The sequence below is a fragment of the Pseudomonas sp. NY15435 genome, assembly GCF_048068295.1.
GTDB lineage: Bacteria > Pseudomonadota > Gammaproteobacteria > Pseudomonadales > Pseudomonadaceae > Pseudomonas.
In genome coordinates this window covers 195,170-221,492 of the sequence record NZ_JBLUQA010000008.1, presented here as the reverse complement: position 1 = coordinate 221,492, position 26,323 = coordinate 195,170, and the positions used below count along the sequence as shown (strand labels likewise).

General features: G+C 66.1%; 21 protein-coding genes. 9 read left to right on the top strand and 12 right to left on the bottom strand.

The annotated features are described in order from the left end of the window. Positions 1-70: 70 nt before the first annotated feature. Positions 71-1,444 carry a GTPase/DUF3482 domain-containing protein gene (locus tag ACNFH5_RS20335; protein WP_416749008.1) on the bottom strand — a complete coding sequence of 458 codons (1,374 nt, stop codon included), beginning with the start codon at positions 1,442-1,444 and terminating at the stop codon, positions 71-73. Next, positions 1,437-2,822: a DUF2868 domain-containing protein gene (locus ACNFH5_RS20330; protein ID WP_416749006.1), complete on the bottom strand. Its 1,386-nt coding sequence runs from the start codon at positions 2,820-2,822 to the stop codon at positions 1,437-1,439. The genes ACNFH5_RS20335 and ACNFH5_RS20330 overlap by 8 nt, the downstream gene beginning before the upstream one ends. Positions 2,823-2,987: 165 nt before the next feature. Between ACNFH5_RS20330 and ACNFH5_RS20325 the strand changes: the two genes are divergently transcribed. From ACNFH5_RS20325 to ACNFH5_RS20315, 3 genes are read left to right on the top strand one after another with little or no spacing between them, the layout of a single operon-like run. Then, positions 2,988-4,010, top strand: coding sequence for a hypothetical protein (locus ACNFH5_RS20325; RefSeq protein WP_416749004.1), 1,023 nt, complete (start codon positions 2,988-2,990; stop codon positions 4,008-4,010). Beyond that, positions 4,007-5,074 (top strand): hypothetical protein, encoded by a 1,068-nt coding sequence (locus ACNFH5_RS20320; protein WP_416749002.1) that lies wholly within the window; start codon positions 4,007-4,009, stop codon positions 5,072-5,074. The genes ACNFH5_RS20325 and ACNFH5_RS20320 overlap by 4 nt, the downstream gene beginning before the upstream one ends. 20 nt (positions 5,075-5,094) lie before the next feature. Beyond that, on the top strand, positions 5,095-5,607 hold the full coding sequence (locus ACNFH5_RS20315; protein WP_416749000.1) for a dihydrofolate reductase: 513 nt from the start codon (positions 5,095-5,097) through the stop codon (positions 5,605-5,607). Between the two features lie 232 nt (positions 5,608-5,839). Here ACNFH5_RS20315 and ACNFH5_RS20310 read toward each other — a convergent pair whose 3' ends face one another. Continuing rightward, positions 5,840-7,630: an acyl-CoA dehydrogenase C-terminal domain-containing protein gene (locus tag ACNFH5_RS20310; protein ID WP_416748998.1), complete on the bottom strand. Its 1,791-nt coding sequence runs from the start codon at positions 7,628-7,630 to the stop codon at positions 5,840-5,842. After that, positions 7,627-8,868 carry a 3-hydroxyacyl-CoA dehydrogenase NAD-binding domain-containing protein gene (locus ACNFH5_RS20305; protein WP_416748996.1) on the bottom strand — a complete coding sequence of 414 codons (1,242 nt, stop codon included), beginning with the start codon at positions 8,866-8,868 and terminating at the stop codon, positions 7,627-7,629. The genes ACNFH5_RS20310 and ACNFH5_RS20305 overlap by 4 nt, the downstream gene beginning before the upstream one ends. 104 nt (positions 8,869-8,972) lie before the next feature. Between ACNFH5_RS20305 and ACNFH5_RS20300 the strand changes: the two genes are divergently transcribed. Beyond that, positions 8,973-9,872, top strand: coding sequence for a LysR family transcriptional regulator (locus ACNFH5_RS20300; RefSeq protein ID WP_416748994.1), 900 nt, complete (start codon positions 8,973-8,975; stop codon positions 9,870-9,872). A gap of 139 nt (positions 9,873-10,011) precedes the next feature. Here the strand turns inward: ACNFH5_RS20300 and ACNFH5_RS20295 are convergent, their stop codons facing one another. The 5 genes from ACNFH5_RS20295 to hslO all read right to left on the bottom strand — a co-directional run bounded on the left by ACNFH5_RS20295 (position 10,012) and on the right by hslO (position 17,110). Further along, positions 10,012-10,614: a nitroreductase family protein gene (locus ACNFH5_RS20295; RefSeq protein ID WP_416748992.1), complete on the bottom strand. Its 603-nt coding sequence runs from the start codon at positions 10,612-10,614 to the stop codon at positions 10,012-10,014. 144 nt (positions 10,615-10,758) lie between these two features. Then, positions 10,759-12,258: a flavin-containing monooxygenase gene (locus ACNFH5_RS20290; protein ID WP_416748990.1), complete on the bottom strand. Its 1,500-nt coding sequence runs from the start codon at positions 12,256-12,258 to the stop codon at positions 10,759-10,761. A 134-nt stretch (positions 12,259-12,392) separates the two neighbouring features. Then, positions 12,393-14,318 carry a RecQ family ATP-dependent DNA helicase gene (locus ACNFH5_RS20285; RefSeq protein WP_416748988.1) on the bottom strand — a complete coding sequence of 642 codons (1,926 nt, stop codon included), beginning with the start codon at positions 14,316-14,318 and terminating at the stop codon, positions 12,393-12,395. A gap of 188 nt (positions 14,319-14,506) precedes the next feature. Further along, entirely contained in the window at positions 14,507-16,048 is a 1,542-nt protein-coding gene (locus ACNFH5_RS20280) for a phosphoenolpyruvate carboxykinase (protein WP_416748986.1), read from the bottom strand. Between the two features lie 168 nt (positions 16,049-16,216). Next, the gene (gene hslO / locus ACNFH5_RS20275; protein ID WP_416748984.1) at positions 16,217-17,110 is read right to left on the bottom strand and encodes an Hsp33 family molecular chaperone HslO; all 894 of its coding nucleotides are present in this window, start codon (positions 17,108-17,110) and stop codon (positions 16,217-16,219) included. Between the two features lie 117 nt (positions 17,111-17,227). Between hslO and ACNFH5_RS20270 the strand changes: the two genes are divergently transcribed. Then, a complete protein-coding gene (locus ACNFH5_RS20270; protein ID WP_416748982.1) occupies positions 17,228-18,028 on the top strand; it encodes a phosphatase PAP2 family protein in 801 nt (266 codons plus the stop codon). Between the two features lie 45 nt (positions 18,029-18,073). On the opposite strand, the gene ACNFH5_RS20265 is transcribed toward ACNFH5_RS20270, so the two are convergent. Beyond that, complete coding sequence (locus tag ACNFH5_RS20265) at positions 18,074-18,466, bottom strand: RNA-binding S4 domain-containing protein (RefSeq protein ID WP_416748980.1); 393 nt, start codon at positions 18,464-18,466, stop codon at positions 18,074-18,076. Between the two features lie 133 nt (positions 18,467-18,599). Here ACNFH5_RS20265 and ACNFH5_RS20260 point away from each other — a divergent pair, with 133 nt between their 5' ends. From ACNFH5_RS20260 to ACNFH5_RS20250, 3 genes are all read left to right on the top strand, one after another. Continuing rightward, the gene (locus ACNFH5_RS20260; protein ID WP_416749143.1) at positions 18,600-19,043 is read left to right on the top strand and encodes an ATP-dependent zinc protease; all 444 of its coding nucleotides are present in this window, start codon (positions 18,600-18,602) and stop codon (positions 19,041-19,043) included. Next, positions 19,040-19,945, top strand: coding sequence for a 30S ribosomal protein S6--L-glutamate ligase (gene rimK / locus ACNFH5_RS20255; protein WP_184587846.1), 906 nt, complete (start codon positions 19,040-19,042; stop codon positions 19,943-19,945). The genes ACNFH5_RS20260 and rimK overlap by 4 nt, the downstream gene beginning before the upstream one ends. 405 nt (positions 19,946-20,350) lie before the next feature. Further along, complete coding sequence (locus ACNFH5_RS20250; protein WP_416748978.1) at positions 20,351-21,280, top strand: S66 peptidase family protein; 930 nt, start codon at positions 20,351-20,353, stop codon at positions 21,278-21,280. A 138-nt stretch (positions 21,281-21,418) separates the two neighbouring features. On the opposite strand, the gene ACNFH5_RS20245 is transcribed toward ACNFH5_RS20250, so the two are convergent. Both ACNFH5_RS20245 and ompR read right to left on the bottom strand, forming a co-directional pair. Beyond that, positions 21,419-22,738: an ATP-binding protein gene (locus ACNFH5_RS20245; RefSeq protein WP_416748976.1), complete on the bottom strand. Its 1,320-nt coding sequence runs from the start codon at positions 22,736-22,738 to the stop codon at positions 21,419-21,421. A 102-nt stretch (positions 22,739-22,840) separates the two neighbouring features. Beyond that, a complete protein-coding gene (gene ompR / locus ACNFH5_RS20240; protein ID WP_416748974.1) occupies positions 22,841-23,581 on the bottom strand; it encodes a two-component system response regulator OmpR in 741 nt (246 codons plus the stop codon). Between the two features lie 364 nt (positions 23,582-23,945). Between ompR and ACNFH5_RS20235 the strand changes: the two genes are divergently transcribed. Further along, positions 23,946-26,288 carry a Tex family protein gene (locus ACNFH5_RS20235; RefSeq protein WP_416748972.1) on the top strand — a complete coding sequence of 781 codons (2,343 nt, stop codon included), beginning with the start codon at positions 23,946-23,948 and terminating at the stop codon, positions 26,286-26,288. Positions 26,289-26,323 lie beyond the last annotated feature (35 nt).

Sequence of the window (26,323 nt, the reverse complement as noted above, 5' to 3'; positions counted from 1 at the left end):
AGCCCGCTCCTACAGAAGAGCGGCGCCCCTGTAGGAGCGAGCTCGCTCGCGAACCGCCGCCACACCGCATTTACGGTTCGAGCAACTGCGTGACCAACTGCGCTACCGCCTCCTGCCGCTCGGTTTTTTCGCTGCGGCGGCGACCATTGAGACCCGACCACTCCGGATGCGCCCGCGCCTTGCGCAGAGCATCGGGTAGCTTGCCCTCACGCCATTGCTTGTCTTCCGGTGACTGCAGGTGGATCGCCTCCACCGCCGCATGCCCGCGAACCTGCAAGGCCGCCAGCAATTGCCGCTGCCTCAGCGCCAGCAAGCGCAGCACGCTGTCGTCCACGGAAAGCTCGCGGCTGCCTTTGAGCTTGCCCAGCAGGCGCTGGCCGTAATGGCCGACGGTCTGCCAGGCGCCACCAGCGATGGCGCCCAGCGCAGTGGCCGCACCCAGGGTCAGGCCACCCACCAGCAGGTCGATCCCCGCCCCCGCCGCCGCACCGGCCGCGACACCGCCGCCGAGGCGAATGCCCAGCTGCCGCAGGGTTTCCGGGTTGAACAGGTCGTCGCCCCAGCGGCCATCCATCAGCGGGAGGTCGACTGCGCGAGCGTCGTCCTTGCGGAACGCGTAGAGGCTGAGCAGCGCCTTCACGCAGGTGTCTTCGCGCTTGCGCACCTGGTTGCGCAGCGTCTCGGTGGCATCCCGTACCGCGGCGTCGCCAGCGGGCACCAACTGGCGGCAGGCGGCGACATCCACCAGCATTTCGGCGATCAGCCGCGCACCAGCCTCACGACGGGCGACGGCCTGGGCCTCGTGATCGGCCACCAGCCGATCCAGCTGCGGGCGCGCACGCTCCAGCAGCAGCGCCAGGCTTTCGTACAGGCGCCGCTCGCCGTCCAGCGGCGGCGCCACGCTGTCGAAACGCACCAATGCATGCAGGCCGAGACGGGACAACGCCTCGCGCCACTGCTCCTCGCGGTGCTGCGGGCTGGCGACGAAGTTGAGTACTGGTAACAAGGGTCGAGCACAGGCGGCGAGCACCGCCAGTTCGTCGCGGTACTTGGCCAGCACCGGCTCCCGAGCGTCGATCACATAGAGGCCGGCGTCGGAAGCGAGCAACTGGCGCAGCACCTTGGCTTCCTGCTCGAACCGACCGAGAGCCTCGCTGCCATCGAGGAAGCGCCGCAGTTTCTCCGGACCATCCAGGCGTTCGCCGGGCCGCTCCAGGCCATCGAGAAAGTCGCGCAGGGCGATGGCGTCCTCCAGGCCGGGCGTGTCGTAAAGCTCCAGCAGCGGCTCGCCGTCCACCGACAACCGCGCACCTTCCACATGCCGCGTGGTGCTGGGTCGGTGGGAGACTTCGCCGAAGCCCACGTCGCGGGTCAGGGTGCGCAGCAACGAGGTCTTGCCGACATTGGTGTGGCCAACCACGGCCAGTTTCAGCGAATCAGTCATGCCCGGTCTCCAGCCAGCCCAGCGGGGATGCCGAGGTGTGCGGCAGTTGCAGCCGTTCGATGCTGGCGTGCCAATCGCCCAGGCGCTCGGCGTCCAGCGCTTCGCCGGCAGGCGCCTGCAGCAGCCAGACACGGGTAGCGGCGGCGCAGCGCGAGAGCTCGGCGATCAACGCCAGGGTGCCGCGATCCGGCGAGCGGCGTGGGTCGCAGGCGATCACCAGGCGCGCCGGCGGGTAGCGGGTGAGTTGCTCCAGCAGGCGGCGGCGCTGGGCGCCGTCATCGAGGTCGCCGGCATTGGCGATGCTGTCCGGCAGCTTCGGCGGCCAGTTGGGCCGGTCGAGCAGTTCGATGGAGACCAGCACCGCGCCATCGGCAGTGGCCGCCGGGGCCTGCGCCTGCGGTTCGACCAGTTCATCGGGCGCGGCATCGCTGACGCCCAGACGCTCGCTGGCCGGCATCAGCCGCTCGCGCAGCAGGGCGTAGCCGGGCAGCGAGACATCCAGCGCCAGTTGCGCACGCCCACGCTTCCACTGCCACAGGCAAAGCAGCCACAGCGCGCCACGCAGCAGCACGCCGTACACCAGCAGGATGCCCACCAGCCAGCCGGCCCAGGCGTGGCGCGCATTCTCGCTGGCCACCAGGGCATCGCCGCTGGCGCGCACCAGCTCCGAATCCGGCTGCGGGAAGCCGAGCAGCGAGGGCAACGCGCCGAGCCCGTGGGTCAACGCAATGAAGGTGTCGCCGCCGAGAATGGTGGTCTCCCAGACGAAGCCGTAGCGTCGCGTCGCCAGTAGCGCCAGCATCACGCCCAGCGCGGTCGTGAGTGCAACGAACCAGAGGCCATGGACCAGCAGGCCGAGCGCCCAACGCGTGAGCTTCTGCCGGTCCAGCAGCACCAGCAGCGCCGGCGCCAGCTGCGCGGCGTGCGCGTCGCGGGCGAGCTTGCCACTCAGCCACAACCACAGGCGACCGAGTGCACCAGCCGCCTCGCCGCCGGCGAAGAAGGCCAGGGCCCAGCCGATCAGGGTGATCAGGTGCAGGCCGAGCAGGCTGGCCAGGGCCCAGAACACATTCACCGGGCGCTGGCCGTCGCCCAGCGCGGCGAAGGCCAGGCCACCGCCGGTGAACAGCGCCAGCGCCAGCAAGAGATAAAGCGCCAGGCGCGAGCCCTGTACCCAGGTGCGCAGAGCGCCGAGCTGGCCGTCGCGTTCGGCGAGCAGCAGCGCGCGCTGTTGCAGGCGGCGGGCGAGGTCACCGCCGCTGACGATGGCGCGGCGGTTGGCTTCGCTGTCTTCCAGCGGGCCGACCTGCTCCTCGCGCAGGCGCACGGCCTCGCACAGCCACAGGGATTCGAGGGCGGAAGCGGGGGTTTCGCTCACGGGGTCTCCGACAGTCGGTACTCGGCCCCAAGGATAACCGCTGCTCGCCGCCGCGTCCCGGCACCGCCGGTAACACCCAGTGGCGTCAACCAAACCAAGGAGGGGCTCTCGCCGCGCCCGGCCAGCCTCAGACTCAGGGGATAACTACAACAATGAGGCCTCGCCATGCTGCGCTCGATGCTCAGTGCCTTGCCCCTGCTGCTGGCCGCCGCCACCGCGGCCGCCGTGGAAACTCCCCCGGTGCGCCCTTCCAACTGGGGCCCTGACACTCCGCTGATGCGGGCCGTGCCACCGCGCGTGCTGGACGCCCACGTCAGCGCCCGGCAGTCCGCCAGCAACACCTCGCAACTGTGGATCAGCCAGACCGACTTTCGCCTGCACGACGACATCGGCTTCTTCATCCGCAAGATGCTGATCCAGATGAGCCCGGTGGCCGGGGCCGGTACGCCGCTGATGCTCGACGACCCGAAGTCCATGGTCGCGCGCATCCAGGCCGGGGACATCTTCGTTACCGACGCCACCCTCGCCAGCCTGCTCAACGAGGAGCTGCGTAACGCCAACGCGCCGGTGCGCAACCTCAAGCTCAGCACCCGCGCCGACGGCCAGGAAGTCCATGGCGAACTGCTGCGCAAGGGGCGCTGGCGACCGCTGCGGATGGTCACCGGGATCGAGCAGGCGGGGCCGCTGAAGGTGGCGCTGGTGCCGCAGCGGATCTTCGTCGACAACGTGGACGTCACGCCCTCGCTGACCGCCGCGTCCATCGAGATGTCCGAGGTGCTGCAACTGCACACCGCGCACATGCAGCTGATCGGCAACCGCATCCTGGTCGACCTCGACGGCCTGTTCCCGCCGCCGCGCCTGGACTTCACCGTCAGCAGCCTGAAGCTCGCCGACGGCGGGATGGACCTGCTGCTGGGCAACGATCTGGCCGAGCTGAAATGGCCGCAGCTCAAGGCACCCAAGAGCTACATGTTCATCGAGGGCGGCGACATCAAGATGGCGCGGACCATCCTGGTGAAGGCCTACGCGCTGTTCACCAGCCTGAGTCCCGACGCGCCGCTGCTGTTCAATCTCTACGACTACCGCCGCCAGCTGCAGTACGGCGAGATCCGCCTGCGCGAGGACGGCATGGTGCACATCGCCGTCTCGCCCGTTAAAGCGCCCGCCCCGGAGGAGAAAGCCCTATGAGAACCCTCCTCGCTTCCCTACTCTGCCTCGCGCTGGCCGGCCAGGCCGTCGCCGAGAGCGCCATCGACAAGCAGCAGCGTGAACTGGGCGTGCTGCGCCAGGGCTGGTTCCAGCAGACGCCGCCAGCGCCGGACTTCAAGGCCAGCCGGCCGGGCGGCCTGCGCGATTCCGGCCAGGACGGCGTGGGCATCCTGCTGAACAACGTGGACATGTACTTCCAGGGCAACATCGGCTTCCACAGCCCGCTGCTCAAGGGCTGGCTGGTGCCGCTCAAGGCCGGCGAGCCGATCGACTTCGACCGCCCGCAGGACATGCGCATCAACGTCTCCGAGGGCGAGGTGATCCTCAGCCCCGAGCAGCTTGCCAACCTGTTCAACCAACACATCCTCGCCTACCCGGAGACCATGCTGCGCGACTTCAAGCTGAGCATCGAGGGCGACCGCCTGCTGGTGGCCGGCGAGGTGCAGCCGCTGGGCGTCGGGCCCTGGCTGCCGCTGCGGCTCTCCGGCACGGTGAAGCTCGACGGCGACAACCTCGACTACCAGCCCGACAGCGTGAAGGTGCTCGGCGTGCCCAGCTACGGCGCCATGAGCCTGGTGGGCCTGCGCCTGGATTCGCTGGTGACGCTTGAGCGACCCGGTGCGGTGCTGCAGGACAACGTGATGCACCTGAACTACCACCAGGTCTTCCCGCTGGTGGGCATCGATGGCCGGGTGGAATCCAGCTGGCTGGACACCAAGGGCCTGCACCTGAAATTCGCGCCCAAGCCCGGCACCGCTTCGCTGGCCTTCGAGCCGCCGCGCCAGGCGGGACCGTCCTATATCTGGCTGCAATCGGGGGACCTGAAGATCTTCGAGATTCTCATCACCTACTCGCAGGTGCTGCTCAAGGCCGAGCGTCCGGACCAGACGCTGGTCTTCAACCTCAAGGACTATCGCAAGGTGCTCTCCACCGGCATCACCCAGGTCAACGAGGACGGCACCTTCTTCATGCGCGTTCCGCCCGCCGCCGGCCCCGCCGAGGGCGAGCGGCTGGTATCCTCTGGCACTGGGAGTTCCCACTGATGTTCAGCACTGGAGTCACGATGTCCGAAGCCCTGCCCCTGGCGATGATCGCCGCCCTTGCCGACAACCGCGTGATCGGCGTCGACAACCGCCTGCCCTGGCACCTGCCGCAGGACCTCAAGCACTTCAAGGCGATGACCCTGGGCAAGCCGGTGATCATGGGCCGCAAGACCTGGGATTCGCTGGGCCGCCCGCTGCCGGGCCGGCTGAACATCGTAGTCACTCGCCAGGCCGGGCTGAAGCTTGAAGGTGCGGAAGTCTTCACCAGCCTCGACGCCGCGCTGGAGCGGGCCGAACAGTGGGCCAAGGAAGAGGAAGCCGACGAGCTGATGCTGATCGGTGGTGCGCAGCTGTATGGTGAGGCACTGGAGCGCGCCGAGCGGCTGTACCTGACCCGCGTGGGGTTGAGCCCGGCGGGTGATGCGCACTTCCCGGAAGTGGATGAAGCGCACTGGCACCTGGCGTCGAGCATCGAACATGACGCCGAAGGCGAGACGCCGGCTTATGCGTTCGAGGTTTGGGAGCGGGCTTGAGATTTTCAGCGCAAGTGCCCTCTCCCCAGCCCTCTCCCTTCAGGGAGAGGGAGCGGTTCGGAGCGAAATGAACACACCGTGCTCGCCGGTGACGTAAGCAAGTGCGCCTCACTCGGATATCCCCTCTCCCTTCAGGGAGAGGGTTAGGGAGAGGGAACGCCCAACTCCGTACCTTCAAAGAAAAACGCCGCCCCGGCCCCCCCGGCGCGGCGTTTTTCTTTACCTCAGGCCATCAGAACGCAAAGTGCTCCGCATCCAGCCCCATCAGGCAATCCGCGCCGCCCAGCAGCGCCTCGCGGTGCATGCTGGCGCGCGGCAGGATGCGCTTGACGTAGAACTCGGCGCTGGCGAGCTTGGCGCGGTAGAAATCCGCGTCGCCCTCGCCGGCCGCCAGCTTCGCCTCGGCCACGCCGGCGGCCTGCACCCAGAGTCCGGCGAGCAGCACGTAGGAGCAGTACTGCAGGAAGTCCACCGAAGTGGCACCGATTTCCTGTGGGTCACGCTGGCAGGCGGCGATCACTTCGCTGGTCAGGCTGCGCCACTCCAGCAGGCGCTGACGTACGGTTTCAGCCAGAACGGCCAGCTCAGCGCGAGCACCGGCGGTTTCACAGATAGCGGCGAGCTCGCCGATCAGCGCGTTCAGCTCCGTGCCGCCATCGCCCAGCAACTTGCGGCGGATCAGGTCGAGGGCCTGGATGCCGTTGGTGCCTTCGTAGATCTGGGTGATGCGGCTGTCGCGCATCAGTTGCTCCATGCCCCACTCGCGGATGTAGCCGTGGCCGCCGAAGACCTGCACGCCGAGGCTGGACACCTCCTGGCCGACATCAGTGAAGAACGACTTCACGATGGGGATCAGCAGCGCTGCGCGCTTGCTCGCGGCCTTGCGGGCCTCGGCCTCGGGGTGGCCGTGCTCCAGGTCCAGCTCACGGGCGCAGAGCGCGGACACCATGCGGCAGCCCTCGGTGAGGGTCTTCTGGGTCAAGAGCATGCGCCGCACGTCGGGGTGGACGATGATCGGGTCGGCAGCTTTCGACGGCTCCGCCGCACCGGTCAGCGCGCGCGATTGCAGGCGCTCGCGGGCATAGGCCAGCGCGCCCTGGCAGGAGCGCTCGGCGATGCCCAACCCCTGCAGGCCGACCTGGAAGCGCGCGTCGTTCATCATGGTAAACATGCACGCCAGCCCTTGGTTGGCCTGGCCGATCAGCCAGCCGGAGGCGCCGTCGAAGTTCATCACGCAGGTGGACGCGCCCTTGATGCCCATCTTGTGCTCGATGGCGCCGCAGCTCAGGGAGTTGCGTGCGCCGGGCGTGCCGTCGGCATTGGCGATGAATTTCGGCACGAGGAACAGGCTGATGCCCTTCACCCCGGCCGGCGCATCCGGCAGGCGCGCCAGCACCAGGTGAACGATGTTCTCGGACAGGTCCTGCTCGCCGCCGCTGATGAATATCTTGCTGCCACTGACCTGATAGCTGCCGTCAGCCTGCGGCTCGGCGCGGGTGCGCAGCAGCGCGAGGTCGGTGCCGGCCTGCGGCTCGGTGAGGCACATGGTGCCGGTCCACACGCCGCTGACCATCTTGCCCAGGTAGTCGCGCTGCAACTCCGGCGCACCGTGCTTGTACAGCGCCAGCACTGCGCCTTCGGTGAGGCCGGAATAGACGCGGAAGGACAGCGAGGCGGCCATCAGCATCTCGTGGAAACTGGCCGAAACCATCTGCGGGAAACCCTGGCCACCGAACTCGGTCGGCCCGGTCATGCTCGCCCAGCCATTGTCGCAATACTGCCGGTAGGCCTCGCGGAAGCCATCGGGCGTGGTGACTTCGCCATTGAGCAAGGTCGCGCCCTGCTCGTCGCTGTTGCGGTTCAACGGCGCAACCACTTCGCCGGTGTAGCGCGCGCCTTCTTCCAGCACGCCGTCGATCAGCTCGCGGTCGAGGCCGTTGCCCAGCAGCTCGCAGTGGGCGCTAACGTCGAACAGTTCATGAAGGACGAAGCGCATGTCGCGCAGGGGTGCCTGGTAACTCATGCGAAGGACTCCTGTTTCACGTCGGCGAAGCGGCCATTGGCGGCGGCCAGGCGCTCGATCAGCGCGGCCGGCTGCCAGTGCGCGCCGTGCTCGCCGGCCAGGTCACGCAGGCGCGCCAGCACGCTCTGCAGGCCCTGGGCATCGGCCCAGGCCATTGGGCCGGACTTGTCCTTCGGGAAGCCATAACCATTGAGGTAAACGGTGTCGATGTCGGCACTGGCGGAGGCGATGCCTTCGTCGAGGATCTTCGCGCCTTCGTTGACCAGGGCCAGCAGGCAGCGCTCGAGGATTTCCTCGGCGCCGATGTCGCGGCGGGCGTAACCCAGGCGCTCGGATTCGCGCACTACCAGGGCGTCGACTTCCGGGTCATGCTCGGCCTGCCGGCTGCCCGGCTCGTAGTGGTAGAAGCCGTTGCCGCTCTTCTGGCCGAAGCGGCCCATCTCGCACAGGCGGTTGTCCACCTGCACGGTCGGCGCGTCCTGGCCCTTGCCGGCCAGCTCGCGGGCGCGCCATTCGAGGTCGATGCCGACCACGTCGAACATGCGGAACGGCCCCATGGCGAAACCGAAGCCCTGGATCGCCGCGTCCACCTGGTGCGGCAACGAGCCTTCGAGGATCAACCGGCGCGATTCCTGGACGTATTTCTCCAGCATGCGGTTGCCGATGAAGCCGTGGCAGTTGCCGGCCACCACGCTGACCTTGCCCATGCGCTCGCCCAGTTCCAGCGCGGCTTCGAGCACGGCGGGGGAGGTTTTCGCGCCGCGCACGATTTCCAGCAGCTTCATGATGTGCGCCGGGCTGAAGAAGTGCAGGCCGAGCACCTGGGACGGACGCGAGGTCACCGCGGCGATCGCGTCGACATCCAGGTAGGAAGTGTTGGAAGCCAGGATCGCCGAGGGTTTCAGCGCCGCATCCAGCTCGCGGAAGATCGACTGCTTGAGCTCCAGGTTTTCGTACACCGCCTCGATCACCAGGTCCACCTCGCGGATCGCCGCGTAATTCGCCACCTGGGAGATGCGCGCACGGCGGCGGGCCGCCTCGGCCTCGTCGATGCGCCCCTGGCGGACGTTGTGGGCGTAGGTGTCGGCCACGGCGCCTAGGGCCTGGGTGAGCATCTGCGGGTTGTTGTCCAGCCACAGGACCTGCACCCCGGCGTTCGCCAGGCACATGGCAATGCCCCGGCCCATGGTGCCGGCGCCGATGACGGCGGCGCTGGCGATGCGGATGTTCTGGCTCATGTTGTTCCTCTTGTCAGCCTGAAGCGCTCGTTTGAAGACCACTCACCTTAGGGAAGGCGGTACTATTTTTGAAATTTTGAGTTGTGATAAGTGGCATTCAGCTGATGAATATGAATACGTTCGACCTCAACCTGCTGCGCGTCCTGGACGCGCTGCTGCGCGAGCGCAACGTCTCGCGCGCGGCGGAGCGCCTGTCACTGAGCCAGCCGGCAGTGAGCAACGCGCTGAACCGCCTGCGCGAACTGCTCGATGATCCGCTGCTGGTGCGCGTCGGCCGGGCGATGCAGCCGACGCCCCGGGCGCTGGAGCTCGAAGCGCCGATTCGCGATGCGCTGCAGCGCATCGGCCAGAGCCTGGCCGGCGGCGATACCTTCGACCCGGCACGCAGCCGCCAGCGCTTCACCCTGGCGCTGACCGACTATGTGGAAGCGTTGTGCATGCCGCACCTGCTCGAAAGTCTGGGCAGCACGGCGCCTGGCATGAGCCTCGCCATTCAGCACCTGACCCCCACGCTGCCGGCCGAGGCGCTGGACAAGGGCAACCTCGACCTGGTGCTGGGCCGCTTCGAGGATCTGCCGGCGCGCTTCCAGCGCCGTCCCTGGGCGAGCGAAACGCTGCGCCTGCTGGCCCGGCGCGGGCATCCGCAGGTGGACGGCGCAATCGATCTGCAGACCTTCCTCGGCCAGCGGCACCTGTGGGTTTCCGGCGGGCAGACCAAGGGCATGGTCGACCAGTGGCTCGCCAGCCAGGGGCTCAAGCGCGAGATTGCCTACACCACGCCCAACTACCTGCAGGCGGCGCATCTGGTGGCGAGCACGGATCTGCTGACGGTTCTGCCGACGCGGCTGGCGGCGCATTTCGCTCAGTTGCTGCCGTTGCAGGTGCTGGAGCTGCCATTCGACGTGGGGCAGTTCCACCTGGATCTGGTCTATCTCGCCCAGCGCGAGCGGGATGCGGCGCTGCAATGGCTGGTGGAGCGGATCGTCGAGGCGGCGCCGGAGTGAGTGACGTGGCCAGGCCCAAGTTGTAGGAGCGAGCTTGCCCGCGAACAGACGTCCCCCGAAACACTGGTGTTGGGCTGGTTCGCGGGCAAGCTCGCTCCTACGAAAAGAAAAACGCGCCCGGAGGCGCGTTTCGTGGGGATCAGAAGCGATCGCGAACGATCGTCTCTTCCAGCGGCAGGCGGCCGATGCGCGGCTTGGCTTCCACCGCCTGTTTACCCACGGCGATCATCAGGCCGATGGCATGGTTGGCTGGCAGGTTGATCAGCTTGCCCACAGCATCGAAGTCGAAACCGACCATCGGCACGCTGTCCAGGCCGCGGCCACGGGCGGCGAGCATCAGGGTCTGGGCCACCAGGCCGCAGCTGCGCATGGCTTCGTCGCGCTGGGTCTGCGGCTTGTCGCGGTAGTAGCCGTCGATGGCGCCGACCATGTAGTTCTTCACTTCAACCGGGGCGCCGTCCCACACGCGCTCGGCGTTCTGCTCCCAGCTGTCGACCTGCGCACAGACGATCACCAGCATCGAAGCCTCGGTCATCTGCACCTGGTCCCAGCCGGCTTTGCGAATCTGTGCGCGCAGCTGCGGGTCGCTGACTTCCACCAGGCGCACGTGCTGCAGGTTGAACGAGGTGGGAGCGAGCAGCGCCTGTTGCAGCAGGTCGTCCTTCTCCTCGCGGCTCATCACGTAGGAAGTGTCGAAACCACGAATGGAGCGGCGGCTGCGGATGGCGTCTTCGATCAGCATGGAAAGTCCTCTGGCTGGCATGGGCGGGAATGGCGCGCATGGTAAGCCGAGAGGCAGCCCTGTTGCAGAGCGACGTATCGATAATGTCTATCCGATGCCTCGATAGAACGAAGCCCGCCAGGACCGGCGGGCTCCGACCGGGGATCAGCTCTCCAGCGCTTCCACCGGAGCGGCCGTGGCCTGGCGCTGCTTGGGCGAGGTGAAGGCCAGGTAGCCATCCTCGACCTTGCCAAAGCGCAGCAGGGCGAGGTCCAGTGCGTAGTTCTGGTAGAGCTTCCACGGCGTGCGGTCGCCCTGCTTGGGCATGCGGTCGGCGGCGCGCTGGATATAGCCGGAGTTGAGGTTGAGGAAGGGCTCTTCCTTCACCGAGCCATCGGCCTGGCGCGGCGTGCACTGACGCATGCCGACGGCATCGAGGTGATTGATCAACCGGCAGAAGTACTCGCTGGAAAGGTCCGCCTTGAGCGTCCAGCTGGCGTTGGTATAGCCGACGATGGCCGCGAGGTTGGGCAAATCGCGCAGCATGATGCCGCGATAACCCATGCTCTTCGTGACCTCGAAGGGCTTGCCGTCGATGGCCAGCTCGGCGCCGCCGAACATCACCAGGTCCAGCCCGGTGGCGGTGACGATCACGTCCGCTTCCAGCAACTGCCCGGACTTGAGCAGGATGCCTTTCTCGGTGAAGCGCTCGATGTGGTCGGTGACCACCGAGGCGCGTCCCTGGCGCAGCGCCTTGAACAGGTCACCGTCGGGCACGCAGCACACACGCTCATCCCACGGCTTGTAACGCGGGCTGAAGTGGCGCATGTCGAAATCCTTGCCCAGCTGCAGGTTGGCGAGCTTGAGCATGAGTTTGCGTACCGCGCCGGGGAACGCCTTGGAAGCCATGAAGAAGATCATCTGCATGGTCACGTTGCGCGCCCGCGCCTGGCGATACACCCACTTCTCCGGCAGGAAGTTGCGCAGGAAGTTGGAGATCGGGTCCTTCGCCGGCAACGTGATCACGTAGGACGGCGAACGCTGCAGCATGGTGACGTGGGCGGCCTTGTCGGTCAGCGAGGGGATCAGCGTGACGGCGGTGGCGCCGCTGCCGATCACCACGATGCGCTTGCCGCTGTAGTCGAAGTTTTCCGGCCACAGCTGCGGGTGGATGACCTGCCCGGCGAAGCTTTCGCGACCAGGGAAATCCGGGGTGTAGCCGGCGTCGTAGCGGTAGTAGCCGGTGCACATGAAGAGGAACTGCGCGCTCATCCGCACCGGCTCCGCCTCGTCACCACGCTGCACGGTAAGGTTCCAGCGCGCCGTGTTGCTGTCCCAGTCGGCCTTGAGCACGCGGTGGCGGTAGCGCACCTTGTCCTCGACGCGGTACTCGCGGGCGGTCTCGCGGATGTAGTTGAGAATCGACGGGCCGTCGGCGATGGCCTTGGGATCGGTCCAGGGCTTGAAGTTGTAGCCCAGGGTGTACATGTCCGAGTCGGAGCGAATGCCCGGATAGCGGAACAGGTCCCAGGTGCCGCCCATGGCCTCGCGGCCTTCGAGGATTGCGTAGGACTTGCCGGGGCATTGCTTCTGCAGATGGCAGGCGGCGCCGATGCCGGACAGGCCGGCGCCGATGATCAGTACATCCAGATGCTCGACGGACATGCTTGGGGCTCCTCGGCCGTTGGGCAGGCAGTGCCTGGTGAGTCTAGGAGGAATTTCCTCCCCTCACCCTACAAGCAGCTCGGCCGGCATCACGCCGACCTTTAGTCGTGCGTGGCGCCGCCGTATTCCGGCGTTCAGAGCTGCGCCTGAACCCAGTCGCGCACCTGGGCGTAGGGGTAGTCCTCCAGCGTCGCATAGCCCGGCAAGGTGCGCGCCCGCATGCGGGCGAAGGCCGGCACGCTGATGCCACAGAGGAAGCGGGTGATGCAGTCGGCGCTGGGCTCTGAGCCGCGGGCGCTACGGTACTTTTCCAGGAAGGCGGCACAGCGGTCGTGCAGCGACCGGCCGTCCAGCAGCGGCAACGCGGGCGGCTCCGGCAGCCGGGCGACGCGGCCGGCGCAGACCGAACAGTGGCCGCAGTGGCGCGGCGCCTGCTGGTCGCCGAAGTACTGCGCCAGGCGCCAGCTCAGGCATTCCGAGCTGCCCAGCAGGTCGAGCATGGCGCCAATGCGGGCGATCTCGCTTTCCTCGTGACGCTTGAAGTAGCTGTGCAGCTCTTCGCTCAGGTTATCCACAGAGAAGGACGCGTCGCGCACCGAGTAGACCTCGGTCATCTGCTTGCTCTCCAGCTCCAGCCAGCCGCGCTCCTGGAAGTAGTCCAGCGCCTTCACCACCCGCGCGCGCTCGGCGCCATGGCGGCTGTAGAGCGTGTCGAAGTCCAGGGTCGCCCAGGTTCGGGCGCGTGCAGAGGTGCTGAGGATGGCTTCGACGAACTGCCGCCGCTCGCCTTCGAAATGACTCAGCAATGCGGAGGAATCAATCAACAGTTTGTAGCGATATTCGGCGAAATAGGCGAAACGTGGTGCGATGATGCCGCGCAATTCCAGCTGCACCAACAGCGTCTTGAGCGGCAGCTGGCGAATGTTGGACTGGTCCGACAGCGGCACCAGCATGGTTTCCCACTGGCCATTGGGTGCCTGGCGGATTTCCTCCAGCACGTTGCGAATGCCTTCGCGTTCGGGCGTGTCGCCGTAGACGAAGTTCTCCAGCACGTTGAGGCTGTCGCGGTTGGCCAGGACCAGGCACTCCGAGCGCTGGCCATCGCGGCCGGCGCGGCCGATCTCCTGGCTGTAGTTTTCCAGCGACTTTGGCAGGTCGTAATGCACCACCTGGCGGATGTCGCTCTTGTCGATACCCATGCCGAAGGCGATGGTGGCGACGATGCAGTTCAGCGAGCCATCCATGAAACGGCGCTGGATGCCTTCGCGCTCCGGGTGTTCCATCCCCGCGTGGTAGGCACAGGCGGGAATGCCGCGCTCGGCCAAGTGCGTGGCGACTTCCTCAGCGGTCTTCTGCTGGGTGACGTAGACGATGGCCGGCTGCCCGGCGCGCTCGCCCAGCCACTGCACCAGCCTCGCACGGCGGGCGGCGCTGGAGATCGGCTCAATCTGCAGGTCGAGGTTGGCGCGGTAGAAACCAGTGGTGACCACATCGCTCTCGGTGATGGCGAACTTGGCGCGCATGTCGGCGATCACCGCCGGCGTCGCTGTGGCGGTGAGCAGCAGCACCTGGGGAATACGGAACTGCTTCTGGTAGTCCGGCAGCTTCAGGTAGTCGGGACGGAAGTTGTGCCCCCATTCGGAAATGCAGTGCGCCTCGTCCACCACCAGCAGGGAGATAGGCACTTCGCTGATGAAGTTGCGGAAGCGCTCATTCTTCAGGCGCTCCACCGAGATCATCAGCACCTTCAGCTCGCCGCTACGCGCGCGGGCCATGGTCTGCGCTGTCTGCTCGCGGCTTTGCGCCGAGTCGATGCTGGCGGCGGCGATACCGTGGCGGGCAAGAAAGGCGAGCTGGTCCTGCATCAGTGCCAGCAGCGGCGAGACCACCAGGGTCAGGTGCGGCAGCAGCAGCGCCGGCAACTGGTAGCACAGCGACTTGCCCGAGCCGGTGGGGAAGATCGCCGCCGCCGAGCGCCCGGCCAGTACCGCACTGACCGCCGCTTCCTGGCCGGGGCGGAATTGGCGAAAGCCGAAGACGCGTTCGAGGGTGTCGTGCATGGGGATAACTCCTTTCATGGGCATCCACCCAGCCTAGAAAGCGTCATTGTAGGAGCGAGCTTGCTCGCGAACCGGAGCTGGACTGTTCGCGAGCAAGCTCGCTCCTACGAAGAGCCCCTGAAGCAGGACGGTTCCGAGGCGCCAATGAAAAAGCCGCCCGAAGGCGGCTCTTTCCAGAACAGGCTCGCTTACAGCTGCGGGCCGGCGTTCTTGATGGCGTCGCTCACGTCGAACTTCTTGAAGTTGTCGATGAACTTGCTGGCCAGACCCTTGGCGGCTTCGTCGTAGGCGGCCTTGTCTTCCCAGGTGTTGCGCGGGTTGAGCAGGACGGTCTCGACGCCCGGAACGGCCTTGGGCACGTCCAGGTTGATGATGTCCAGGTGCTCGGTTTCAGCGCCGATCAGAGCACCGCTCTGGATGGCGGCGATGACGCCACGGGTGGTCGGGATGTTGAAGCGCTTGCCGACGCCGTAGCCACCACCGGTCCAGCCGGTGTTGACCAGGTAGACCTTGGAACCGAAGGCCTTGATGCGCTTGATCAGCAGCTCGGCGTAGACGCCGGCCGGACGCGGGAAGAACGGCGCGCCGAAGCAGGTGGAGAAGGTCGACTTGATGCCGCCGCCCGAACCCATTTCGGTGGAACCGACCAGCGCGGTGTAGCCGGACAGGAAGTGGTAGGCCGCCTGCTCGTTGTTCAGGATCGACACCGGCGGCAGAACGCCAGTCAGGTCGCAGGTCAGGAAGATCACGGCATTCGGCTCGCCGCCGAGGTTCTGCTCGGAACGCTTCTCGACGTTCTCCAGCGGGTAGGCCGCGCGGGAGTTCTGGGTCAGGCTGTCATCGGCGTAATCCGGAGTACGGTTTTCGTCGAGAACGACGTTTTCCAGCACGGCGCCGAACTTGATGGCTTTCCAGATGACCGGCTCGTTCTTCTCGGACAGGTCGATGCACTTGGCGTAGCAGCCGCCTTCGATGTTGAAGACAACGCCTTCGCCCCAGCCGTGCTCGTCGTCGCCGATCAGGTAGCGGCTTTCATCAGCGGACAGGGTGGTCTTGCCGGTGCCCGACAGACCGAAGAACAGGGTCACGTCGCCCGCTTCGCCGATGTTGGCGGCGCAGTGCATCGGCAGCACGTCTTTTTCCGGCAGCAGGTAGTTCTGCACGCCGAACATGGCCTTCTTCATTTCACCGGCGTAGCGCATACCGGCGATCAGCACTTTCTTCTGGGCGAAGTTGAGGATCACGCAGCCATCGGAGTTGGTGCCGTCACGCTCGGGCACGCACTCGAAGTTGGCGACGTTGAGAACCTGCCACTCTTCGCGGCCGGCCGGGTTGTACTGCTCGGGCTCGATGAACAGCGCGCGACCGAACAGGTTCTGCCAGGCGGTGGCGGTGGTCATCTTCACGGCCAGGTAGTGCTCGTGTGCCGAACCTACATGGACGTGGGAAACGAAATGGTCCTGGGCGTTATTGAAGGCCTGGACACGGTCCCACAGGGCATCGAACTTGTCGGCCGGGAACGGACGGTTGATGGCGCCCCAAGCGATGGAATCCTTGCTGCCCGGCTCTTCGACGATGAAACGGTCGGCAGGCGAGCGGCCGGTGCGGTGGCCGGTACGTACGACCAGCGAGCCGTTGTCGGCGAGTTCGCCTTCGCCGCGGCGAATGGCTTCCTCGACCAGTTGGGCAACGCTGATGTCGGTGTAAACGGCTTTATTGGCTTGCGTCATGTGGGTCCCCGTCGGCCGAAGCCGAGTCCTCCAAACATTGCGTAGTGACTTCTGATTCCCACTACCGCGGAAAAAAGTCGCGGGATTATGCCAGAAAAGAACTGTTCTCGTGCAGCCTCTGATCTGGCGAGAGCGCCATTGGTTCGGCTATCGGACAAATCGACGCGGTCAATGGCGAGTTTCTGACGGTGTCTGGCTACCGCCGCCCGAGAACAGCTGGGCGACGTCCGAACCGTCGAAGCTATAACGCTGGTTGCAGAACTGGCAGTCGATGACGATCTCGCCGTCCTCTTCGGCCAGCAGACGCTCGGCGTCTTCCTGCCCAAGACTGACCAGCGCATTGGCCGAGCGTTCCCGCGAGCAGCTGCAGCGGAACACCAGCGGCTGCGGCTCGAACAGGCGCACATCGTCTTCGTGGTACAGGCGGTGCAGCACGGTGGCGTTGTCCAGGCCCAGCAGTTCCTCGGCCGTGAGGGTGTCGGCCAGGGTGGTGACGTGCTGCCAACTGGCTTCGCGGGACTCGGCATCGCGCTGGCGGTCGGCCGGCAGTTGCTGCAGCAGCAGGCCACGGGCGCGACGGCTGTCGGCGTTGAGCCAGAAGCGGGTCGGCAATTGCTCGGACGTGGCGAAGTAGGTCGACAGGCAGTCCGCCAGGGTCGCGCCCTCCAGCGGCACGATACCCTGGTAGCGCTTGCCGTTCTTCGGGTCGACGGTGAGGGTCAGCACACCATGGGGCATCAGTTCCGGCAGGCCGGCGGTATCGCCGATGGCGTCCGCGTCGTAGCGAGCGAGGCCGCGCACTTCGCGATCACTGGAGCACTCCACCATCAGCAGCGGCACGGCGCCACTGGAGCGCGCCTGCAGTACCAGCAGGCCGTCGAACTTCAGGGTGCCGCACAGCAGCGCGGCAGCGGCTAGCATTTCTCCCAGCAACTGGGCGACCGGCTGCGGATAGGGGTGCTTGGCCAGCACTTCGGCGTAGCTGCGGTCGAGCTCCACCAGCTCACCGCGGACATCGGTGTTGTCGAACAGGAAACGCTGACTTTGATCGATTTGGGACATGCTGGGCACAACGCTGCGATAGGCACAAATAAATGACAAGTTAATGGCAAAGGCATATAAAGCGCGCTTTGCAGCACCACCCACGGTCGGGTGGTTCCGTAAGGGGGTATCGATTTTATGGACAAAACCACGCCGTTCCAAGCCACCTGGTCCTGGAAACCCTTCATCGCCTGTCACCTGATGGCCCTCGCCCTGCTCCTGCTGTGGCTCTGGGAGCCCACGCGCAGCGCGATGGACCTGTTCGATTTCAGCCTGTTCAGCCTGCTCAACCAGCCGCTGGCGACCAACGAAGCCTGGCGCCTGACCTGGGCCGTAGCCAGCACCCGGCCGTTCGACCTGCTGGTCGGGGTGATCCTGCTGCTCCTGCTGATCCGTGGCGACTGGATTTTCAAGGCCACCCAGGCCCGTGCGGCGACCTTCGGCTTTTTATGCGCGGCCGTGGTGCTGGTGGTCGTACGCATCCTCTACGCCAAGATCGCCCACAAGCTCGGCTGGCAGCACGCGAGTATTTCCAGCATCGCGCCGGATGCCGTGCGCCTGGAGCACTTCTTCCCGCAGTGGGAAAACACCGCGTTCGAGGTGAAGGACGAGTCCGCCCGCAGCTTCCCCGGCGACCATGCCTCGGTGCTGCTGATCTGGGCACTGTTCCTCACCCTGTTCGCCCGCAACGCCCTGCAGTGGGTGGCGATCTGGGGCCTGGCGCTGCTGTTCATGCTGCCGCGCCTGGTGGCCGGCGCGCATTGGGGGCAGGACGACTACATCGGCGGCGTACAGATGGCCCTGGTGGCCCTGGCCTGGAGCTGCTTCACTCCGTTCGCCGCCAAGGGCAGTGCCGCGCTGGTGCGCTGGACCGAGCCGCTGTTCCGCCTCGTGGCAAGGATTCCGCTGGTCAACCGCCTGAGCGTTGTCGCGGGCTGACCACAAGCCATTCCCAGTGAGGCCCCTGCGGCCCTCACCGGCGAATCACTCCTGATCGCGGAAGCTGAACAGTTGGCGGCGCTGCTTCTTGGTCGGGCGCCCGTCGGTCTGCACGCCCAGTGCACCGGCCTTGCGCATCGCTGAGGCGTCTTCGCGGCGCTTCACACTGTCAGCGGTCTCTTCATAAAGAAGCTGCGCCTCGGGCGCACCGCGACGCACCATCGACAGCGCCTTCACCACCACGGTGCGCTCGTCGAAACCGGTGCGGATGACATACTCCTCGCCCACCTTCGGCTCCTTGCCCGGCTTGCAGCGCTCGCCCCGGCAATGCACCTTGCCACCGTCGATGGCTTCCTTGGCCAGGGAGCGGGTCTTAAAGAAGCGCGCCGCCCACAGCCACTTGTCCAGGCGGACCTTGTCGTCGTCTTTTTCGCTCACTTCACAACCTCGTCATGCGGGTCTGAGAGTGTACCCGCGCCCCGCTGGCGGGGTACAACCGGCCTGACTAGAATGCCGGCAAACGCCGGGGACACCAGCCTTGAAGACTTTCGACCAGCTGTCGGTAATTGGTTTGCGTGAGTGGATTGCCCTGCCCGAACTGGGCATGGTCGGCCTGCGCGCGAAGATCGACACCGGCGCCAGTACCTCCAGCCTGCATGCCAGTGAGATCGTGCCGTTCAAGCGCAATGGCCAGAGCTGGGTGCGCTTCGTCGCCCACCTGGGCACCCAGGTGCAGCGCCGTCATCGCTGCGAAGCGCCGGTGGTGACGATGAAGACCATCAAGAGCTCCAACGGCCAGGCCCAGACCCGCTACGTGATCCGCACCCTGCTGGCCCTGGGCGACCGCGCCTGGTCGGTGGAATTCACTCTGGCCTGCCGCAAGACCATGCGCTACCGCGTGCTGCTAGGCTCCAAGGCCCTGGTCCAGGGCCAGCTGGTGGTCAATCCTGGCCTGACCTACGTACAAGACAAACCCCTCATCATGGTTCCCGCCACCCTTCCAGGTGATCAATGAAAATTGCTGTGCTGTCGCGCAATCCGCGCCTGTATTCCACCCGTCGGCTGGTGGAGGCCGGGCAGCAACGTGGCCACGAGATGGTGGTGATCGACACCCTCCGCGCCTACATGAACATCGCCAGCCACAAGCCGCAGATCCACTACCGCGGCCAATCGCTGGAAGGCTTCGACGCAGTCATCCCGCGCATCGGCGCCTCGGTGACCTTCTATGGCTGCGCAGTACTGCGCCAGTTCGAGATGATGGGGGTGTTCCCGCTCAACGAATCGGTGGCCATCGCCCGCTCGCGCGACAAGCTGCGCTCGCTGCAGCTGCTCTCGCGCAAGGGCATCGGCCTGCCGGTGACCGGCTTCGCCCACTCCCCCGATGACGTGCCGGACCTGATCCAGATGGTCGGCGGCGCGCCGCTGGTGATCAAACTGCTGGAAGGCACCCAGGGCATCGGCGTGGTGCTGTGCGAGACGGAGAAGGCTGCCGAGTCCGTGCTGGAAGCCTTCATGGGGCTCAAGCACAACATCATGGTGCAGGAGTACATCAAGGAAGCCGGCGGCGCTGATATCCGCTGCTTCGTGGTGGGCGACAAGGTGATCGCTTCGATGAAGCGCCAGGCCGCAGCCGGTGAGTTCCGCTCCAACCTGCATCGCGGCGGCAGCGCGAGCCTGATCAAGATCACCCCGGAGGAGCGCATGACCGCCGTCCGCGCCGCCAAGGTGATGGGCCTGCACGTGGCTGGCGTCGACATCCTGCGCTCCAACCACGGGCCACTGGTCATGGAGGTGAACTCCTCGCCGGGCCTGGAAGGCATCGAGACCACCACCGGCAAGGACATCGCCGGGGTGATCATCGAGTACCTGGAGAAGAATGGCGGGCCGCATCTGGCGCGGACCAAGGGCAAGGGGTGAGCCGGGGCTTCGCGACGCATGCGTCGCGCCGGCGAACGCCAGGCCACGGATGGCCTGGCAGGGGTCTCAGAGAGGCACGTAGTGACGACATGGATGTCAGGAACAAACTCTCATAAAGCTCCCTTCAAGCACTGCGCCGGGTCCTACCCTCACCCCAGCCCTCTCCCGGAGGGAGAGGGAGCCGTCCGTGCCGGCTGACACCATGGTTTCGTCCTGCACCGATCAGTCCCCACTCCCTTCGGAGCGAGGCCCGTAGCCAGGGTGAGGGTGAGGAGCCGCATGGCAGCCAAATCAGAATGAAGCACCGAGCCCCCGAAGTTCCAGCTCCAAGCTTCATTGCCCCACGGAACCCATCGCGAGCAAGCTCGCTCCTACAGTTTCTCCTGAAGTAATCGGAATCCAACCATGCCCGCTTCCCGCCCCCACGCCGAACTCAAATGGTCGCCCATCGAAGGCCGCGTCGCGCTGGTCGCGCCGGCCTCGGCGATCGCCGAAGAAGTGCTGGAGGCCACCCTTCGTCAATTGGAGGTGCAGGGCATCGACTACCACCTGGGCGCACACGCCGACGCCCGCTACCGCTACCTGGCCGGTACGCCGGAGCAACGCCTGGAAGACTTCCACGCCGCCTTCGAGCTGACAGATGTCAGCGCCGTCTGGTGCCTGCGCGGTGGCTACGGTTGTGGACAACTCATCCCGCTGCTGGATTGGCAGCGCATCGAGGCAGCTTCGCCGCGCCCGCTGATCGGCTTCTCGGACATCTCCATCCTGCTCAGCGCCTTCCATCGGCAGGGGCTGCCGGCGATTCACGGCATGGTCGCTACCGGACTGGGCCTGCAGCCGCTGAGCGCCCCCAGCGAGCAGCGTGAACGCTTGGCCTCGCTGGCCTCGATCAGCCATGTGCTGGCCGGCGGCCCCGGCAAACTGGCAGTGCAGCATCTGGCAGGGCCGAAAGCGGCTGTAGAAGGCGAACTGATCGGCGGCAACCTCACCGCGCTGGCCTGCATGGCCGGCACCGAAGGTGCGCTGTACGTACCCGACGGCGCGATCCTGATTCTCGAAGACGTCGGCGAGCCCTACTACCGCATCGAGCGCAGCCTCTGGCAACTACTCAACAGCCTGCACGGCGCACGCCTGGGCGCGATCTGCCTCGGCACCTTCACCGATTGCCCGCGCAAGGGTGTAGCCCACAGCCTGGAAGAAATCTTCGCCGAGTACGCCGCGCAACTGGGCGTGCCGCTCTACCATGGCCTGCCCAGCGGCCACGGCGCGCACAACCGCGCCTGGCCCTATGGTCGCCAGGTGGTGCTGGAAGGAAAATCCCTGCGCTGGGATTAGGGTCTGTTTACGATCTCGCGAGCTGGAGCAGAACAAGGCGAGGACAGCTGAGAAAGCGGAGTTGACTGCCGTCAATGAGCATTTCTCGGCTGGCCTCAACGCCGTTATGCCGACGCGCAGCAGATCGCTAGCAGGCTCTTAATGTGCGTCGCGCGGCAGCAGCAGGCCCAGCGGCAGACAGACGCGCGCTTCCACGCCACCACCCTCGCGGTTGCGCAACTCGATGCTGCCGCCGTGCTGTTCGGCGATGCGCTTGACGATGGCCAGGCCGAGGCCGGTGCCCTTCCCGCCGCGGGCTTTGTCGCCGCGGAAGAAGGGGTTGAAGATGTTCTCCAGTTCCTGCGGATCGACACCCGCGCCACGGTCCAGCACGCTGAGCACGACGTAGGGCGCACCGCCACCGCCGGCCACATGGGCCGCCACTTCGACCTTGCCGCCACCATGGTTCAGGCCGTTCTCGATCAGGTTGCCGAGCAGGCGCTTGATCGAAACCCTTCGGAAGCGGAACAGCGGCAGCGTTTCCAGGCACAAGCGCACGCGGTTGCCGGTCTGGTTGAAGGCATCGGCCACTTCGCGGATCAGGTCGGCGAGGTCACCCTCTTCCACCGGCTCGTCGCGGCCGTCGCGAATGAAGGCGAGGAACTGGTCGAGGATGGCGTCCATGTCCTCGATGTCACGGACCATGTCCTCGACCATCTCGCGGTCGCTGTCAGGCATCAGCTCCAACGACAGGCGCAGACGCGTCAGCGGCGTACGCAGGTCATGGGAGACCCCAGCCAGCATCAGCTCGCGCTCGCGCCCGGCCTGCTCGACATCGTCGGCCATCTGGTTGAAGGCGCGGTATACCTCGGCCATTTCGCTGGGCGTTTCCTGCCCCAGGGGCAGGCGTACGCTGCGCCCCTTGCCGAACTCGCGGGAGGCGAAGACCAGGCGCTTGAGCGGCTGGCTGAGTTGCCGCACGAAGATCCAGGCCGCCGCCGTGGACAACAGGCCGATGCCGAGGAACCAGCCCAGCACGCTCCAGATCTGCTGGCCGCGCAGTGGGTGCGGGTACAGCGGCACGCCGATCCAGCCGTCACCCAGGGTCGGCGCGCGCACCCAGAGCATCGACGGATGATGGATGCGCAGGCGCGTCTCGGTATCGATGCCCAGCTCCATGCGCATCTGCCGCTGGAAGATTTCCGTGTACGGCCAGTGCACTTCCTCCGGCTGCCCCTGCTCGTGGGGCGCCCACTTCAGCCCGGCGGACTGGGCGATGGCCTCCCGCGATTTCTCGTCCGCGGCCCAGTAGGCGCGTACGGTCAACGCCGCGCCGTGGCTGTACTGGCGGTCAACCAGCATGTCTTCGTTCATCAGCAGGTAGACCAAGGTCAGCGCCTTGGAGAACAGCACGACGATGAGCACCAGCCAGAGGGTGCGGGCGAAGAAGCTTTGCGGGAACCAGAGGGGTGTTTTCAAGAACGGCTTACCAGGGAACGGCTGTAGTAGGAGCGAGCTTGCTCGCGAACCCGCATCGAAGCGAAACATTGTTCGCGAGCAAGCTCGCTCCTACAGGTTGAATCACTTGCGCGCAGCGCCGTCCGGCACGAATACGTAGCCCACGCCCCAGACGGTCTGGATGTAGCGCGGCTTCGATGGATCGGGCTCGATCAGTCGGCGCAGGCGGGAAATCTGCACGTCGATGGAGCGCTCCAGAGCGTCCCACTCGCGGCCGCGGGCCAGGTTCATCAGCTTGTCGCGGGTCAGCGGCTCGCGGGCGTGCTGCACCAGGGCCTTGAGCACGGCGAACTCACCGGTGGTGAGCATGTGCACTTCCTCGCCCTTCTTCAGCTCGCGGGTGGCCAGGTGCAGTTCATAGTCGCCGAAGGTGACGATCTCGTCCTCGCCCGCCGGCGCGCCCGGCACCAGCGGCGCCTGGCGGCGCAGCACGGCCTTGATCCGCGCCAGCAGCTCGCGCGGATTGAAGGGTTTGGCCAGGTAGTCGTCAGCGCCCTGTTCCAGGCCGGAGATGCGGCTGGACTCGTCGCCCTTGGCGGTGAGCATGATGATCGGGATCTGGTTGTTCGAGTCGCGCAGGCGCTTGCACGCGGAGAGGCCATCCTCGCCGGGCATCATCAGGTCGAGCACCACCAGCTGGAACAGTTCGCGGGCCAGCAGGCGGTCCATCTGCTCGGTGTTTTCAACGGCGCGGACACGGTAACCCTGCTCATCGAGGAAGCGTTCCAGCAGACGGCGCAGGCGCGCGTCGTCATCGACCACGAGGATCTTTTCGCCTTCCGGCAGGGTGGCAGCGTTGCTCATGGAAACTCCCAGAATCTGATTCGGCGGGCATTATCGCCCAGCCGCCGTGCTTCACGGCTTGTCCATTGTTAGCAGATTTTTCCCCGACCAGCCGCCCACCCGGTGAAATTGTCGTGGGTATAATGCGGCGCTTTTGCGGCGGGGCGTTGTCACAGAGCCTGTCGAATGACCGGGAAGCCCGGTCCAGATGCTCTGTTATGAGCCTGTTCATGATCTTGCGAGCTAGAGCAGAACAAGGCGAGGACAGCTGAGAAAGCGAAGTTGACTGCAGTCAATGAGCATTTCTCGGTTGGCCTCAACGCAGTTATGCCGACGCGCAGCAGATCATGCGCCCCGTATTTTGTTGGTTTCACCAGGTGGATTTATGGACAGCATCAACACCCGTATCGCCGAAGAGCTTTCCGCACTGCCCTCCGGCCGCGTTCAACCGCAGCAAGTCGCCGCTGCCGTCGCCTTGCTCGATGAAGGCTCCACCGTTCCCTTCATCGCCCGTTACCGGAAAGAAGTCACCGGCAGCCTGGATGATACCCAGCTGCGCATGCTCGAAGAGCGCCTGCGCTACCTGCGCGAACTGGACGAGCGCCGTGGCGCGATCCTCGCCAGCATCGAGGAACAGGGCAAGCTGACCCCGGAACTGGCCCGCGAGATCAACCTCGCCGACACCAAGACCCGCCTCGAAGACCTCTACCTGCCCTATAAGCAGAAGCGCCGCACCAAGGGCCAGATCGCCCTGGAAGCCGGCCTCGGTGAACTGGCCGATGCCCTGTTCAACGACCCGAACCTGCCCCCGGAAACCGAAGCCGCGCGCTTCGTCGATGCCGAGAAGGGCTTCGCCGATACCAAAGCCGTGCTCGAAGGTGCCAAGTACATCCTCATGGAGCGCTTCGCCGAGGACGCCACCCTGCTGGATCGTCTGCGCAGCTTCCTCAAGGACAACGCCACCCTGACCGCGCGCATGGTCCCCGGCAAGGAAACCGAAGGCGCCAAGTTCAGCGACTACTTCGAACACGACGAGCCGCTGAAGAACGCTCCGTCGCACCGCGCCCTGGCGATCTTCCGCGGCCGCAACGAAGGCATCCTGAGCGTCGCCCTGAAGGTCGGCGAAGAGCTGCCGGGCACCTCGCACCCGTGCGAAGTCATGATAGGCGAGCGCTTCGGCGTGAGTAACCAGGGCCGCGCCGCGGACAAGTGGCTGTCCGAAGTGGTGCGCTGGACCTGGAAGGTCAAGCTCTACACCCACCTGGAAACCGATCTGCTGGGCGAGCTGCGCGAAGGCGCCGACCTCGAGGCGATCAACGTCTTCGCGCGCAACCTGCACGACCTGCTGCTGGCCGCCCCGGCCGGCCCGCGCGCCACCCTGGGTCTCGACCCGGGTCTGCGCACCGGCGTGAAGGTCGCCGTGGTCGACGCCACCGGCAAGCTGCTGGACACCGCCACCGTCTACCCGCACGTGCCGAAGAACCAGTGGGACCAGACCATCGCCGTGCTCGCCGCGCTGTGCGCCAAGCACCAGGTGGAGCTGATCGCCATCGGCAACGGCACCGCCAGCCGCGAGACCGACAAGCTGGCCGCCGAGCTGATCAAGAAATACCCGGCGCTCAAGTGCACCAAGATCATGGTCAGCGAGGCCGGCGCTTCGGTGTACTCGGCATCCGAACTGGCCGCCAAGGAATTCCCGGAGCTGGACGTATCGCTGCGTGGCGCCGTCTCCATCGCCCGCCGCCTGCAGGACCCGCTGGCCGAGCTGGTGAAGATCGAGCCGAAATCCATCGGCGTCGGCCAGTACCAGCACGACGTGTCTCAGCTGCAGCTCGCGCGCAGCCTGGACGCGGTGGTGGAAGACTGCGTGAACGCCGTCGGCGTGGACGTCAACACTGCCTCCGCCGCCCTGCTGGCGCGCATTTCCGGCCTCAACAGCACCCTGGCGCAGAACATCGTCGCGCACCGCGACGCCAACGGCGCGTTCCGCACCCGCGACGACCTGCGCAAGGTCAGCCGCCTGGGCGACAAGACCTTCGAACAGGCCGCCGGCTTCCTCCGCGTGATGAACGGTGACAACCCGCTGGACGCCTCCGCGGTGCACCCGGAAACCTACCCGCTGGTGCAGCGCATCGCCGCCGACACCGGCCGCGACGTGCGCTCGCTGATCGGCGACTCGGGCTTCCTGAAGCGCCTGGACCCGAAGAAGTTCACCGACGAGCAGTTCGGCCTGCCCACCGTCACCGACATCCTCAAGGAACTCGACAAGCCCGGCCGCGACCCACGCCCGGAGTTCAAGACCGCCGAGTTCCAGGACGGCGTCGAGAGCCTGAAGGACCTCACCCCCGGCATGGTGCTCGAAGGCGTGGTGACCAACGTCACCAACTTCGGCGCCTTCGTTGACATCGGCGTCCACCAGGACGGCCTGGTGCACATCTCCGCCCTGTCGGAGAAGTTCGTCAAGGACCCGTACGAAGTGGTCAAGGCCGGTGACATCGTCAAGGTCAAGGTCATGGAAGTGGATATCCCGCGCAACCGCGTCGGCCTGTCCATGCGCATGAGCGACACCCCCGGCGAGAAGGTCGACGGCCCACGCGGCGGTGGCCGTCCCGGCAATGGCGCGCCGCGTGGCGAACGCAGCGCTGCCCCGCGCCAGCAGGAGAAGGCCCCGGCGAACAACGCCATGGCCTCGCTGTTCGCCAACGCCAAGCAACTGAAGAAGAAGTAAGGAAGGTCCATGAGCGAGATGCCCGCCCGCGAGCT